Origin of the sequence: Streptomyces sp. 1331.2, from assembly GCF_900199205.1 — a bacterium.
In the GTDB taxonomy this organism is placed as follows: domain Bacteria; phylum Actinomycetota; class Actinomycetes; order Streptomycetales; family Streptomycetaceae; genus Kitasatospora.
Genome location: NZ_OBMJ01000001.1, coordinates 1925491 through 1939085 on the forward strand (window position 1 = coordinate 1925491; position 13595 = coordinate 1939085).

Annotated in this window: 11 protein-coding genes; 8 read left to right on the top strand and 3 right to left on the bottom strand. The window is 72.2% G+C overall.

Features of this window, described 5'->3' with window-relative positions; all coding sequences use genetic code 11:
* Positions 1 to 237: 237 nt before the first annotated feature.
* From CRP52_RS08025 to CRP52_RS08060, 8 genes are all read left to right on the top strand, one after another.
* Positions 238 to 1020, top strand: coding sequence for a TetR family transcriptional regulator (locus tag CRP52_RS08025; protein ID WP_097235769.1), 783 nt, complete (start codon positions 238 to 240; stop codon positions 1018 to 1020).
* Positions 1021 to 1435: 415 nt separating this feature from the next.
* On the top strand, positions 1436 to 2773 hold the full coding sequence (gene ccrA, locus CRP52_RS08030) for a crotonyl-CoA carboxylase/reductase (protein ID WP_097235770.1): 1338 nt from the start codon (positions 1436 to 1438) through the stop codon (positions 2771 to 2773).
* A gap of 12 nt (positions 2774 to 2785) precedes the next feature.
* Positions 2786 to 4816 carry a protein meaA gene (locus CRP52_RS08035; RefSeq protein WP_097235771.1) on the top strand — a complete coding sequence of 677 codons (2031 nt, stop codon included), beginning with the start codon at positions 2786 to 2788 and terminating at the stop codon, positions 4814 to 4816.
* Between the two features lie 43 nt (positions 4817 to 4859).
* Complete coding sequence (locus tag CRP52_RS08040) at positions 4860 to 5822, top strand: HpcH/HpaI aldolase/citrate lyase family protein (RefSeq protein ID WP_097235772.1); 963 nt, start codon at positions 4860 to 4862, stop codon at positions 5820 to 5822.
* 11 nt (positions 5823 to 5833) lie between these two features.
* Positions 5834 to 6337, top strand: a complete 504-nt coding sequence (locus CRP52_RS08045) for a MaoC family dehydratase (protein WP_045704019.1) — start codon at positions 5834 to 5836, stop codon at positions 6335 to 6337.
* 150 nt (positions 6338 to 6487) lie between these two features.
* Positions 6488 to 7690, top strand: a complete 1203-nt coding sequence (locus CRP52_RS08050; RefSeq protein ID WP_097235773.1) for an acyl-CoA dehydrogenase family protein — start codon at positions 6488 to 6490, stop codon at positions 7688 to 7690.
* Positions 7691 to 8179: 489 nt separating this feature from the next.
* Positions 8180 to 8872 (top strand): phosphatidylserine decarboxylase, encoded by a 693-nt coding sequence (locus CRP52_RS08055; protein WP_179852721.1) that lies wholly within the window; start codon positions 8180 to 8182, stop codon positions 8870 to 8872.
* Positions 8859 to 9737, top strand: a complete 879-nt coding sequence (locus CRP52_RS08060) for a CDP-alcohol phosphatidyltransferase family protein (protein ID WP_030059975.1) — start codon at positions 8859 to 8861, stop codon at positions 9735 to 9737. The genes CRP52_RS08055 and CRP52_RS08060 overlap by 14 nt, the downstream gene beginning before the upstream one ends.
* An 87-nt stretch (positions 9738 to 9824) precedes the next feature.
* Here CRP52_RS08060 and CRP52_RS08065 read toward each other — a convergent pair whose 3' ends face one another.
* The 3 genes from CRP52_RS08065 to CRP52_RS08075 form a co-directional block, all read right to left on the bottom strand.
* The gene (locus CRP52_RS08065) at positions 9825 to 11276 is read right to left on the bottom strand and encodes a hypothetical protein (protein WP_257032354.1); all 1452 of its coding nucleotides are present in this window, start codon (positions 11274 to 11276) and stop codon (positions 9825 to 9827) included.
* Between the two features lie 275 nt (positions 11277 to 11551).
* Entirely contained in the window at positions 11552 to 12664 is a 1113-nt protein-coding gene (locus tag CRP52_RS08070) for an alpha/beta hydrolase (protein WP_097235775.1), read from the bottom strand.
* Between the two features lie 129 nt (positions 12665 to 12793).
* Positions 12794 to 13477, bottom strand: a complete 684-nt coding sequence (locus CRP52_RS08075) for a transcriptional regulator (RefSeq protein WP_143685685.1) — start codon at positions 13475 to 13477, stop codon at positions 12794 to 12796.
* Positions 13478 to 13595 lie beyond the last annotated feature (118 nt).

Here is a 13595-nt window from a genome sequence, read left to right on the forward strand (position 1 = left end):
GGTGTCCTCCCGCTGGCCGCGCCCGGCGGTGACCGGCCCGGTCGAGCCGGTGCGCCGGGGAAGGGCCGCAGCCGCTCCCCCGGGGCCGTGTAGCGTTCCGGACATGGATCGGGTTCAGTCAGCCTCCCCGCAGCACCCCGCCGGTTCGCACGGCGCCGACCGGACGGCCCCCCGACCGGGGGCACCGGGCCGGAGGGCGGGCCGGGCAGCCGCCGGGCGGCGGCGCAGCGCCAGCAGATGCGCCAGGACCTGGCCACGGCCGCGATGGAGCTGTTCGCCTCGCAGGGCTACGAGGAGACCACGGTCGACCAGATCGCGGCCGCCGCCGGGGTGGCCCGGCGCACCTTCTTCCGGTACTTCCGGTCGAAGGAGGAGGCGATCTTCCCGGACCACGACGACACCCTCGTCCGGGTGGCGGACCTGCTGGCCAGCGCCGAGCCGGAGGAGCACCCGCTGGACGTGGTCTGCCGCGGCATCAAGGAGGTGCTGCGGATGTACGCCTCCACCCCGGGGGTGTCGGTCGCGCGGTACCAGCTGATCCGCCAGGTCCCGGCGCTGCGCGAGCGGGAGATCGCCGTGGTGGCCCGCTACGAGCGGCTGTTCACCCGCTACCTGCTGGGCCGGTTCGACACCGGGGAGTCCATCCCGTCTGGCTGGCAGCGCGGCGGCGAGGACGACTCGATGCTGGCCGAGGTCTCGGCGGCGGCGGTCGTCGCGGCGCACAACCACGTGCTGCGGCGCTGGCTGCGGGCCGGCGGCCGCGGGGACGTGGAGGAGCAGCTGGACCACTCCTTCGAGGTGATCCGGCGGACCTTCTGGGGCTTCAGTGCGCCCGGTGCCAGACGCCGGGGATCCCTGGTGGCACCCGGTGCCAGTGGGGCTGCTGGGGACGTCCTGGCCGAGAGCGCACTGAGTGCCAGTCCCGGAGGTGAGGTGCTCATCACAGTGGCCCGGACGGACGCCCCGCTGGAGGTCGTGGTGGACAGCATCCGGGCCGCGCTGAGCGGCGCCAGGGGCTGACCGGCCCGGTATTTACGCAGGTCAGAGCAGCATTGAGGGCCCGCGCCGATTCGTCGGCGCGGGCCTTCCGCATGCTCACCGGGCGCGCGTCGAGCGCCGTTTCGGCCCGTTTCGGACCGTCGGAATTCCTGGCACCCGGTGTCTTTACGAGTGGCACAGGGTGCCACTACCTTGTTACTCACCAGTCGCGGCGCCGCGGCTCCCCACCTCGGCGCGCCGTCGTCCGGCGTTCCCACACCCCGGGAACCGAGCCAGTAGCGGGCAGCGCCCGCAACGAGCAGAGCCAGCACGGCCCGGTTCACCCCGGGCGCCCAGCCTGACCCCGCCCACCACCCACCTCAGCGAAGCCGGTGTCCGCTCCCGGCTCCCCCAGACGCCCTGTGACCCTCGCACAGGTACGCCTTCGGAGGCAGCCATGCAGGAAATCCTCGACGCGATCCTCAGCGCCGACAGCACGTCGGCGGACTTCGCAGCCATCAAGCTCCCCGAGTCCTACCGGGCGGTCACGCTCCACAAGGACGAGGAGCAGATGTTCGCGGGCCTCGACAGCCGCGACAAGGACCCCCGCAAGTCCCTTCACCTCGACGAGGTCGCCCTCCCCGAGCTGGGCCCCGGCGAGGCCCTGGTCGCCGTCATGGCCAGCTCGGTGAACTACAACACCGTGTGGAGCTCGATCTTCGAGCCGGTCTCCACCTTCGGCTTCCTGGAGCGCTACGGCCGGCTGTCGCCGCTCACCAAGCGCCACGACCTGCCGTACCACGTGCTCGGTTCCGACCTCGCGGGCGTGGTGCTGCGCACCGGCCCCGGCGTGAACTCCTGGAAGCCGGGCCACGAGGTCGTCGCGCACTGCCTCTCGGTCGAGCTGGAGTCCCCGGACGGCCACAACGACACGATGATGGACCCGGAGCAGCGCATCTGGGGCTTCGAGACCAACTTCGGCGGCCTGGCCCAGATCGCGCTGGTGAAGACCAACCAGCTGCTGCCCAAGCCCAAGCACCTCACCTGGGAGGAGGCCGCCTCCCCCGGCCTGGTCAACTCCACCGCCTACCGCCAGCTGGTCTCGCGCAACGGCGCCGGCATGAAGCAGGGGGACAACGTGCTGATCTGGGGCGCCAGCGGCGGCCTCGGCTCGTACGCCACCCAGTACGCGCTGGCCGGCGGCGCCACCCCGATCTGCGTGGTCTCCAACGACCAGAAGGCCGAGATCTGCCGCGCCATGGGCGCCGAGGCGATCATCGACCGCTCCGCCGAGGGCTACAAGTTCTGGAAGGACGAGAACAACCAGGACCCGCGGGAGTGGAAGCGCCTGGGCTCGAAGATCCGCGAGTTCACCGGCGGCGAGGACGTGGACATCGTCTTCGAGCACCCGGGCCGGGAGACCTTCGGCGCCTCGGTGTACGTCACCCGCAAGGGCGGCACCATCGTCACCTGCGCCTCCACCTCCGGCTACATGCACCAGTACGACAACCGCTACCTGTGGATGTCGCTCAAGCGCATCGTCGGCTCGCACTTCGCCAACTACCGCGAGGCCTTCGAGGCCAACCGCCTGATCGCCAAGGGCAAGATCCACCCGACCCTGTCCAAGGTCTACTCCCTGGAGGAGACCGGCCAGGCCGCCCTCGACGTGCACCACAACAAGCACCAGGGCAAGGTCGGCGTGCTCTGCCTGGCCCCCGAGGAGGGCCTGGGCGTGCGCGACGCCGAGTTCCGCGCCCGGCACATCGACGCCATCAATCGCTTCCGGAACGTCTGAGGACGCCCCCCGATGACCGAGCCTCAGAAGCGCGACCGCCCCTGGCTGATGCGCACCTACGCCGGGCACTCCACCGCGAGCGACTCCAACGCGCTCTACCGGCGGAACCTGGCGAAGGGCCAGACCGGCCTGTCCGTCGCCTTCGACCTGCCGACCCAGACCGGCTACGACTCCGACCACGTCCTCGCCCGCGGCGAGGTGGGCCGGGTCGGCGTCCCGGTCGGCCACGTCGGCGACATGCGCGCCCTGTTCGACGGCATCCCGCTCGAACAGACCAACACCTCCATGACGATCAACGCCACCGCGATGTGGCTGCTGGCGCTCTACCAGGTGGTCGCCGAGGAGCAGGGCGCCGACATCGCCAAGCTCACCGGCACCACCCAGAACGACATCGTCAAGGAGTACCTGTCGCGCGGGACGCACGTCTTCCCGCCCGGCCCGTCGGTGCGGCTGATCACCGACATGATCGCCTACACGGTCGGCAACATCCCCAAGTGGAACCCGATCAACATCTGCAGCTACCACCTGCAGGAGGCCGGGGCCACCCCCGTCCAGGAGATCGCGTACGCGATGTGCACCGCCATCTCGGTGCTCGACGCCGTCCGCGACTCCGGGCAGGTGCCGGCCGAGCGGATGGGCGAGGTCGTCGCCCGGATCTCCTTCTTCGTGAACGCCGGCGTGCGCTTCGTCGAGGAGATGTGCAAGATGCGCGCCTTCGCCCGGCTCTGGGAGAAGGTCACCCTGGAGCGTTACGGCGTCGCCGACCCCAAGCAGCGCCGCTTCCGCTACGGCGTCCAGGTCAACTCCCTCGGCCTGACCGAGGCGCAGCCGGAGAACAACGTCCAGCGGATCGTCCTGGAGATGCTGGCCGTCACCCTCTCCAAGGACGCCCGCGCCCGGGCCGTCCAGCTGCCCGCCTGGAACGAGGCGCTCGGCCTGCCGCGGCCGTGGGACCAGCAGTGGTCGCTGCGGATCCAGCAGGTGCTGGCGTACGAGTCGGACCTGCTGGAGTACGGCGACATCTTCAACGGCTCCGAGGTGATCGAGGCCAAGACCGCCGCGCTGCTGGCCGGCGCGGAGGCGGAGATCGCCAAGGTGCTGGAGATGGGCGGGGTCATCCCGGCCGTCGAGTCCGGCTACCTGAAGTCCAACCTGGTCTCCTCGCACGCCGCCCGCCGGGCCCGGATCGAGTCCGGCGAGGACAAGATCGTCGGGGTCAACTGCTTCGACACCACCGAGCCCAGCCCGCTCACCGCCGACCTCGACACCGCGATCATGGTCGTCGACCCGGCCTCCGAGCAGTCCGTGCTCGCCGCCCTGGAGGCCTGGCGCGGCCGGCGCGACGAGGCCGCCGCCCAGGAGGCGCTGGCCGGGCTCAAGGCCGTCGCCGCCACCGAGGCCAACCTGATGCCGGCCACCCTCGCCTGCGCCCGGGCCGGTGTCACCACCGGCGAGTGGTCCTTCGCCCTGCGCGAGGTCTTCGGCGAGTACCGCGCCCCCACCGGCGTCGGCGGCGCGCCCGTCGCCGTCGCCGCGGAGCCCGGCGGCGAGCTGGAGCAGGTCCGCGCCGCGGTCGCCGCGACCGCCGCGGAGCTGGGCGCCGGCAAGCTGCGCCTGCTGGTCGGCAAGCCCGGCCTGGACGGGCACTCCAACGGCGCCGAGCAGATCGCCGTACGGGCCCGGGACGCCGGGTTCGAGGTGGTCTACCAGGGCATCCGGCTGACCCCGGAGCAGATCGTCTCCGCCGCCGTCGCGGAGGACGTGCACTGCGTGGGCCTGTCGATCCTCTCCGGCGCGCACTGCGAGCTGGTGCCCGACGTCCTCAAGCGGCTGGACCGCGCCGGGGTGCAGGATGTCCCGGTGATCGTGGGTGGCATCATCCCGGCAGCGGACGGCGAGGCCCTCAAGGCCGCCGGCGTCGCCGCCGTGTTCACCCCGAAGGACTTCGGCATCACCACCATCATCGGCCGGATCGTGGACGAGATCCGGCTGGCCAACAAGCTCCAGCCGTGGACGCCCGCACCGACCGCGGCCACGAACTGACCAGCTGACCAGCTGACCACTGGGAAGGAACCGAACCACCCTCATGACCACTGTCAACCGCCTGCGCCCGCGCCGCTCCTGCCTCGCCGTACCGGGCAGCAACCCGCGCTTCCTGGAGAAGGCCCAGGGCCTCCCGGCCGACCAGGTCTTCCTCGACCTGGAGGACGCCTGCGCCCCCCTCGTCAAGGAGAGCGCCCGCCACAACATCGTCGACGCGCTGAACAACGGCGACTGGGGCGGCAAGACCAAGGTCGTCCGGGTCAACGACTGGACCACCCACTGGACCTACCGCGACGTGATCACCGTGGTCGAGGGCGCCGGCCCCAACCTCGACTGCATCATGCTGCCCAAGGTCCAGGACGCCGAGCAGGTCAAGGCGCTCGACCTGCTGCTCACCCAGATCGAGAAGACCATGGGCTTCGAGGTCGGCAAGATCGGCATCGAGGCGCAGATCGAGAACGCCAAGGGCCTGATCAACGTCGACGCCATCGCCGAGGCCTCGCCCCGGCTGGAGACCATCATCTTCGGCCCCGCCGACTTCATGGCCTCCATCAACATGAAGTCCCTGGTGGTCGGCGAGCAGCCGCCCGGCTACAACGCCGACGCCTACCACTACATCCTGATGCGCATCCTGATGGCCGCCCGCGCCAACGACCTGCAGGCGATCGACGGCCCGTACCTGCAGATCCGCAACCCCGAGGGCTACCGCGAGGTGGCCGGCCGCTCCGCCGCCCTCGGCTTCGACGGCAAGTGGGTGCTCCACCCGGACCAGGTCGCCATCGCCAACGAGGTCTACTCGCCCTCGCAGGAGGACTACGACCACGCCGAGCTGATCCTCGACGCCTACGACTACTGCACCTCCGAGGCGGGCGGCGCCAAGGGCTCCGCGATGCTCGGCGACGAGATGATCGACGAGGCCAGCCGCAAGATGGCCCTGGTCATCGCCGGCAAGGGCCGGGCCGCCGGCATGGAGCGCACCACCAAGTTCGAGATCCCGGAAAGCTGAGGGCCTGAGCCATGCAGTTCGGACGCACCTACGAGGAGTTCGAGGTCGGCGCGGTCTACAAGCACTGGCCCGGGAAGACCGTCACCGAGTACGACGACCACCTGTTCTGTCTGCTCACCATGAACCACCACCCGCTCCACATGGACACCAACTATGCGGAGAAGACGACGGACTTCGGCAAGAACGTCGTGGTGGGCAACTACATCTACTCGCTGCTGCTCGGCATGTCCGTCCCGGACGTCTCCGGCAAGGCGATCGCCAACCTGGAGATCGAGTCGCTGCGCCACGTCGCGCCGACCTTCCACGGCGACACGATCTACGGCGAGACCACCGTCCTCGACAAGTGGCCGTCCAAGTCCAAGGACGACCGCGGCATCGTCTACGTCGAGACCAAGGGGTACAAGCAGGACGGCACGGTCGTCTGCATCTTCCGCCGCAAGGTGATGGTGCCGACCGAGACGTACATCAAGGAGCGCGGCGGCGAGCAGCCCGGCCGCCCCACCCCGCTCTCCTGACTTCTCCCCTCTCTCTGGAGACCCCGGAGGGGCAGGCCGCCGTCATCGGCCGACCCCCACCCGGTAACGGGGGCCCTGCTGCCGCAGCCACGCCGGCAGGGCCCCCGCAATCCCCCCCCCCGCCCTCTTAGACCTTTCCGGAGCCGCACGATGGGACGCCTCGCACAGACCGACGGCCTCACCGAGATCCAGCGGGACATCCTCGCCACCGTGCGGGATTTCGTCGACAAGGAGATCATCCCGGTCGCCACCGAGCTGGAGCACAAGGACGAGTACCCGACCGCCATCGTCGAGGGCATGAAGCAGCTCGGCCTCTTCGGGCTCACCATCCCCGAGGAGTACGGCGGCCTCGGCGAGTCCCTGCTCACCTACGCCCTGGTGGTCGAGGAGATCGCCCGCGGCTGGATGTCGGTCTCCGGCATCGTCAACACCCACTTCATCGTGGCGCACATGATCAACGCCCACGGCACCCAGGAGCAGAAGGACTACTTCCTGCCGAAGATGGCGGCCGGCGAGATCCGCGGCGCCTTCTCGATGTCCGAGCCCGGCCTCGGCTCGGACGTTTCGGCCATCTCCACCAAGGGCGTCAAGGACGGAGAGTTCTACGTCCTCAACGGCCAGAAGATGTGGCTCACCAACGGCGGCACCTCCACCCTGGTCGCGGTCCTCTGCAAGACCGACGAGGGCGGCAACACCCCGTACAAGAACATGACCACCTTCCTGATCGAGAAGGAGGCCGGTTTCGGCCCGAACCCCAAGGTTCCCGGCCTGACCGTGCCCGGCAAGATCGAGAAGATGGGCTACAAGGGCGTCGACACCACCGAGCTGGTGCTGCAGGACGTCCGGATCCCGGCCGACCGCATCCTCGGCGGCGTCCCGGGCCGCGGCTTCTACCAGATGATGGACGGCGTCGAGGTCGGCCGCGTCAACGTCGCCGCCCGCGGCTGCGGCGTCGCCCGCCGCGCCTTCGAGCTGGGCATCTCCTACGCCCAGCAGCGCTCCACCTTCGGCAAGAAGATCGCCGAGCACCAGGCCATCCAGTTCAAGCTCGCCGAGATGGCCACCAAGGTCGAGGCCGCCCACCAGATGATGGTCATGGCCGCCCGCAAGAAGGACAGCGGCGAGCGCAACGACCTCGAAGCCGGCATGGCCAAGTACCTCGCCTCCGAGTACTGCAAGGAGGTCGTCGAGGACGCCTTCCGCATCCACGGCGGCTACGGCTTCTCCAAGGAGTACGAGATCGAGCGCCTCTACCGCGAGGCCCCGATGCTGCTCATCGGTGAAGGTACTGCGGAGATCCAGAAGATGATCGTCGGACGCCGGCTCCTGGAGGAGTACCGGATCGCCGAGTGATCCCCCGGCCGCCCGGCGACGGACCGCGTCGCCGGGCGGCCCCCTCGAACCGCCGGTCGACGGGCGTGCGGGCCCGTCCCGGCGCGGGGCCGTGCCCCGTCACGGGCCCGGCCTGGTCCGCCAGGGTCCGGCACGGCCCTCCGGAAGCGGCCGCAGGGCGTACAGCTGCGACGACGCGCCCTGCGGCCGCTTCCGCACACCCGCTTCCGGCGCGTACGGCCGTTTCCCCCGGCGGGTTCCGTCGGCGCACCCGCTGAGACAAGAGTCACCAGCCCTGTCAGGTCCCTTGGGAACCGGACCGGGTCGAGCTACGGTCGTAGAGGTGGGACGCGCGGACGCGCTCCCACCGGACACATGAACGAGCAGGCGGGTTGCCCACCCACCGTGTGCTCCCGATAGCATCCACCGGGACAGCAAGCCGTCCCTCTATTACCGATCCCGCGGTGGCCCCCGTCCAGCGGCCATGATCCCCCGCGACAAAGGTCTTCGATGCCCATCAGCCCGTCCCCTCGCACTTCCGTCACGGACCGCGATGCCCTCGCAGCCCCGACGGCCGGTCGGCGACCCCGCGTGACCATCGCGCGCGGAGCCACCCCCTGGTTCGTCCCCACCCTCGCCACGGCCGCCGTCACCACCGCCCTCACCCGGCGCAGCGGCAAGTGGGCTCTGGCGGCGGTACCCGCCTGTGCGCTCAGCGCGGGCATGCTGTGGTTCTTCCGCGACCCCGAGCGTGAGATCGGGACCGGCAGAGTGATCTCCCCCGCCGACGGCGTCGTACAGAGCATCGACGCCTGGCCGGACGGCCGCACCCGGGTCGCGATCTTCATGAGCCCGCTCAACGTCCACGTCAACCGCGCGCCCCTGCCGGGCACGGTGACGTCGGTCGAGCACGTCGCGGGCGGCTTCGTCCCCGCGTTCAACAAGGACAGCGACCAGAACGAGCGGGTCGTCTGGCACTTCGACACCGAGCTCGGCGACATCGAGATGGTCCAGATCGCGGGGGCCGTGGCCCGCCGCATCGTGCCGTACGTCGCCGCCGGTACCAAGGTCGAGCAGGGCGAGCGGATCGGTCTGATCCGGTTCGGGTCCCGGGTCGACACCTACCTGCCGGCCGGCGTCGAGGTCGGCGTCGAGGTCGGCCAGAAGACCACAGCCGGGGTGACGCGCCTTGACCGTGACTGATCCTGAGACAATCGTCGGCCTGGACGACGAGGAGACGGCCCTGCGCCGCCGCCGCTGGGCGCGCGACCGCGAGCTGCGCGCCCCGCGCTCTCCCCAGCACCTGTCCACCGCCGACTTCCTGACCCTGGGGAACGCCGTCTGCGGCTTCCTGGCGATCTACTCGATCACCACCGGGGTCCTCGTCCCGCACATCACCAACCCGGACGCCGCTCCGGACCGGCACAGCGCGGCCACCGCGGTCACGCTGCTGCTGATCGGCTCGATGTGCGACCTCTTCGACGGGCTGGTGGCGCGCAAGCTGCGCTCCTCCGCCCTCGGAGCGGAACTGGACAACCTGGCCGACCTGATCAGCTTCGGCATCGCGCCGGCCTACTTCGTCGCGGTCTGGGGCATGGTCTCCCAGGGCTCCAACAGCAAGCTCTCGGCGCTCATCGCGATCACCGTGCTGCTCGCGGTGGTGCTGCGGCTGGCCCGCTTCTCGGCCGTCAAGATGCGGCCGGGGGTGTTCCAGGGCATGCCCTGCCCGATGGGCGCGATGACGGTCATCGCGATCGTGCTGCTCGACCCGCCGTTCCTGCCCGGTCTGCTCGCCATCTTCGGCGCCGCGTACCTGATGGTCAGCCGGATCGAGTACCCGAAGCCACAGGGGCTGCTGGCCACCGCCACGCTCTGCTGGATCGTCGTCTCCATCGGCTGCCTGGCCGCCTGGGCCACCGGCCTGCCGGGCGGCGACGCGCTGATGCACGTCGGCGCGTTCGCCCAGATCACGCTCGCCGCGATGGCGCCGCTGCTGGTCATCCGCCGCAAGGTGGGGCAGAAGGTCGGCGACGTCCGCGCCCGGCGCGCGGAGTCGCGGCTCGGCTGATCCCGTCGCACGAGGAAGGGCCCGGAACCGATCGGTTCCGGGCCCTTCCGTCGTTCTCGTGCCGCTCTCGTGCCGTTCTCGGTGGGGTCACGCCCCGCCGTTGTGGACGCTGAAGGCCGAGCGGCGGGCCGCCCGGGCCACACCCGGGTCCGGATGCACGCTCGACACCGCCGTCAGCACCGAGGCCGCTCTCGGGTGCCCGGACTGCCGCGCGCGGGCGAACAGCCGGACCGGATCGCCCGCCGAGGCGCCCTCGACGTGACCCACCAGCAGCTCCGTCTCACCGTGGTCGAGCACCGCCGCGGCCGTGTCCACCCAGAGCCAAGCCGCGTCGTCCGCGCCCAGTACGTCCGCCGGGGCGACCCCCTCGTCCGAGCGCTCCGCCAGCCACAGCAGCGCGTACGGGCGCAGCACCGGCTCGTCCACCGCCGCGCGCACCGCCTGCTCGGCCGGGCCGCCGGCCACCCGCAGCGCCTCGAAGGCCAGGCCACGCACGAGCGCGTCGTCGCCCTGCGCCGCGTCCAGCAGCTCGGCCACCGCCCGGTCCGCCGGACGGGCCGCGACCCAGGCCCGGTACTCGGCCCGGGCCGGGCCCGGCGAGTAGTCCGCGCAGGCGTTCAGCAGCTCGAAGGCGCTCTGCTCGATGTGCCCGGCCGCGGTCTGCGCGACCGTGCAGATCTCCTCCAGCTTCGCCCGCACCGCCCAGTGGCCGAGCGGCGACAGCTCGGCGGCATCGTTCCTGCGCGTCAGCGCGCCGACGGCGGCCAGGCCGTCCAGCATCCAGTCCAGCACCGCGGCCACGTCCGAGGGCGCCGGCGGGGTGTCGATCTGCGGCTCCCGGCAGGTGCCGCGGACCGCCGACACCGCGGAGGCGGCGTGCGGCACGGGCGACAGGCCCGGCCCGCCGGCCCCGCCACCGACCCGGCGCTCGTCCAGGCCCCGGCGCAGCAGCTCCAGCAGCTCGCTCTCGGCCACCGGGCCGTCCACCAGGTGCAGGAAGGAGAGCAGCTGCGGGGCCTGGTCCACGGCCTGGCCGGCCAGCACGGCGAACACCCCGCGCAGCGCGGCGGGCGGCACCGGGGCGAGCAGCGTCCAGGCGTCGAACAGCGCCGACCAACCGCGGATCACGGCCTCGTCGTCGTGCTCCCAGGCGTGCAGGCGCCAACCGGGGCCGGCCCCGGCGTCCCGGGCCTCCACCAGGCCCACCAGCAGCGCCTGACCCCAGGCCTTGGCGGCGGCGCCGACCGTCATGGCCAGCGCCCGGCCCGCCGCACGGGCGTCCTCCGGCAGCAGCTCGCCGCGCTTGTCGACCTCCTCCAGATCCCCGGCCCAGCGGGCGATCCGGACGGCGTCCACCAGCATCCGGCGGGCCAGCGGGGCCAGCTCGGCCGGCGCGGGGAAGCCCTCGGGTACGGGAACCCGGCCCCGCCCGGGGGCCGGCGCGGGCCCCCGCCTCCGGGGTACGCCGTTACGGGGGACACCCGCCCCGGCCGGCCTGCCACCGGCGGGCCGGTGGGCCGTACCGGGGAGACGGGTCACCGTCGCACCGGTACCGATCGTCGGCGGGAGCGGGGCATCACGGTCGCGCGGGTTCCGAGACGTCACGTCGAGCAGTCTTCCCCTTGTACGGGCCTTCTGTCACATCCGGTTGTCCGTACGACCGGACGACCGGTGACCGCACCTCCGCAAGATCGGGCAACAGTGGCAAACCGGCTGGCCGGAAACGTGTGGCCTGCCCATGCCAGGTCGGCGGCGACGGTCGCTGGGCCCGTTCGATCGATTACGGAGCGTGTCGGAGGCGGTTCGCCGGCGTCCTAGAGGAGCGGGGTGAGCCAGCGGCGGAGGAGCTCGGTGTAGCGGTCGGGGGCTGTGTTCCAGAGGGTGGCGTGGTCGGCGCCGGGGAAGGACTGGAGGCTGACCACGTCGGGGCGGGCCGCGGCGAGGCGTTCGGCGCTGCGGAAGGGGGACACCCGGTCGCCCGGGCTGTGCAGCAGCAGGGTGGGGACGCGCAGGTCGCCGCCCTCGGCGATGCGGGCGAAGTCGGCCAGGTCCACGCCGGTGCGGCCCTGCGCGGCCAGGGCTCCGAGTTCGGCGGCGGCGCCCTTCAAGCCCAGCCGTTCGGCGTCCCGGCGGGCGGTGGCCGGGAGGTCGAGGACCGGCGAGTCGAGGACCAGTCCGCTGACGGCGTTCGCCCAGGCGGAGCGGGCCGCCGCCTGCAGGACCATGGTGGCGCCGACGGACCAGCCGTACAGGATCACCCGGCCCGCGCCGTGGCCGAGCGCCAGCCGGATCGCCGCCTCGACGTCGCGCCACTCGGTCTCGCCGAAGTGGCTGTAGCCGTCCGGGGAGGCGGGGGCGCCCTCGTCGCCGCGGTAGGTGACGGCGAGGGCGGGCAGGCCGAGGCGGTCGAGGACGGGGAGGACCGGGAGGGTCTGCCGGCGGTCGGCCTCGGGGCCGTGGACCAGGATCACCCAGGTGCCGCGCTTGCCGTCCAGGTACCAGGCGGGCAGGTCGCCGAGCTCGCCGTCGACGGCCGTCTCGGTGTAGGCGAGGCCGAGCGCCCGGGTGGGGTCGCCGAGGTGCACGCGGGGGGTGAAGCGGACCTCCGTGCCGGGGGTGAGGGTGCCCTGGTCGGCGCGGACCAGCCGGCGGGTGACACCCTGCTCGTCGCTGTGCAGGACCTCCTCGACCACCGCGTGGCCGTCCTCGCCCCACTCCACCGCCCAGCGGCCGGGGCGCAGGCTCTCGGGGCTGCGGCTGAACGTGATCCGGCCGACGCCCAGGCTCCGGACCAGGACCGGCCCGGACTCCTGGACGGTGGCCACCGGACGGACCATCCGCTCGGAGGCCCGGCGGCCGACCACCAGGACGACGGCCCCCGCCCCGACGGCGGCGGCCGCCACGACGGCAGCGGTACCCCAGCGCATATCGTTCCCCGCTCTGTTGGTCACGGACCGGACGGCGTTCGTGCACCAGTTCACCGGTGCCCCGACCGCCCGGCCACCGGGCTGGGCCGTCCGGGTCACCGTGGCCGGACACCCCGGCCGGTCTCGGCGTCAGTCGGTCTCGGCGGCGAGGAGGTGCCAGAAGCGGTCGGTGAGGGTGTCGAGGGTGGGGGGCGGGGTGGCACGGGCGGTGATGCCCCAGTGGGTGGGGACGTGGTGTTCCTGATGGAGGGCGGCGAGGACGGCGGCGAGGGAGTCGGCGGGGGCCGGGACGATGCGGGCGAGCGCACGCAGCTGCGGCTGCCAGCGGCCGGCCGCGCACTGGCGGAGGAGGTGGTCGAGGGCTTCTCCGCGGCCGGTGGCCTCGACGAGCTCGGGCAGGCTCAGGTGGAGGACGTCGGCGAGGGCGAGGGTCTGGTCCTCGTCGCCGTCCCAGTGGCCGGTCAGTTCGGCCTGCCGGTAGGCGGCGAGGGTGGTGCCGGTGCGTTCGGCGACCGCGGCCTGGCCGAGTTCGCAGGCGATCCGGTGGTCGCGCAGGCTCACCGGGCGGGTGTCCATCAGGTGGGCGGCGGGGCACCAGAGGGCTCGGGCGAGGGCGATGAGTTCCGGTTCGTTCGGCCGCAGCTCACCGCTCTCCCAGGCCAGGACGTGGCCGGGCAGCAGCCGGACGCCGTGGGCCGCCATGCCCTCGGCGACCTGTTCGGGGGTCAGGCCGAGCCCGGCCCGGTGGGCTCGGGCGGCCGCGGGGGAGAACGGCACCGGAGGTGGGACGGAAGCGGACTTTTTGCGACGCATGCCACCGAACGGTAGGGGCCCGTCGCGGCGCGGCCCCAGCGACCGAACCCACGAAGCGGCCGCTGCCGGGGCGCTGCTCCGCTGGGCGATCCCACAGCTCATCGGGCGTTGCCCGGCG

What these genes read in the sequence shown, in the direction of transcription:
- CRP52_RS08025 (WP_097235769.1), top strand. Translation starts at nt 238, where the DNA reads ATGCGCCAGGACCTGGCCACGGCCGCGATGGAGCTGTTCGCCTCGCAG.
- ccrA (WP_097235770.1), top strand. Translation starts at nt 1,436, where the DNA reads ATGCAGGAAATCCTCGACGCGATCCTCAGCGCCGACAGCACGTCGGCG.
- CRP52_RS08035 (WP_097235771.1), top strand. Translation starts at nt 2,786, where the DNA reads ATGACCGAGCCTCAGAAGCGCGACCGCCCCTGGCTGATGCGCACCTAC.
- CRP52_RS08040 (WP_097235772.1), top strand. Translation starts at nt 4,860, where the DNA reads ATGACCACTGTCAACCGCCTGCGCCCGCGCCGCTCCTGCCTCGCCGTA.
- CRP52_RS08045 (WP_045704019.1), top strand. Translation starts at nt 5,834, where the DNA reads ATGCAGTTCGGACGCACCTACGAGGAGTTCGAGGTCGGCGCGGTCTAC.
- CRP52_RS08050 (WP_097235773.1), top strand. Translation starts at nt 6,488, where the DNA reads ATGGGACGCCTCGCACAGACCGACGGCCTCACCGAGATCCAGCGGGAC.
- CRP52_RS08055 (WP_179852721.1), top strand. Translation starts at nt 8,180, where the DNA reads ATGCCCATCAGCCCGTCCCCTCGCACTTCCGTCACGGACCGCGATGCC.
- CRP52_RS08070 (WP_097235775.1), bottom strand. Translation starts at nt 12,664, where the DNA reads ATGCGCTGGGGTACCGCTGCCGTCGTGGCGGCCGCCGCCGTCGGGGCG.
- CRP52_RS08075 (WP_143685685.1), bottom strand. Translation starts at nt 13,477, where the DNA reads ATGCGTCGCAAAAAGTCCGCTTCCGTCCCACCTCCGGTGCCGTTCTCC.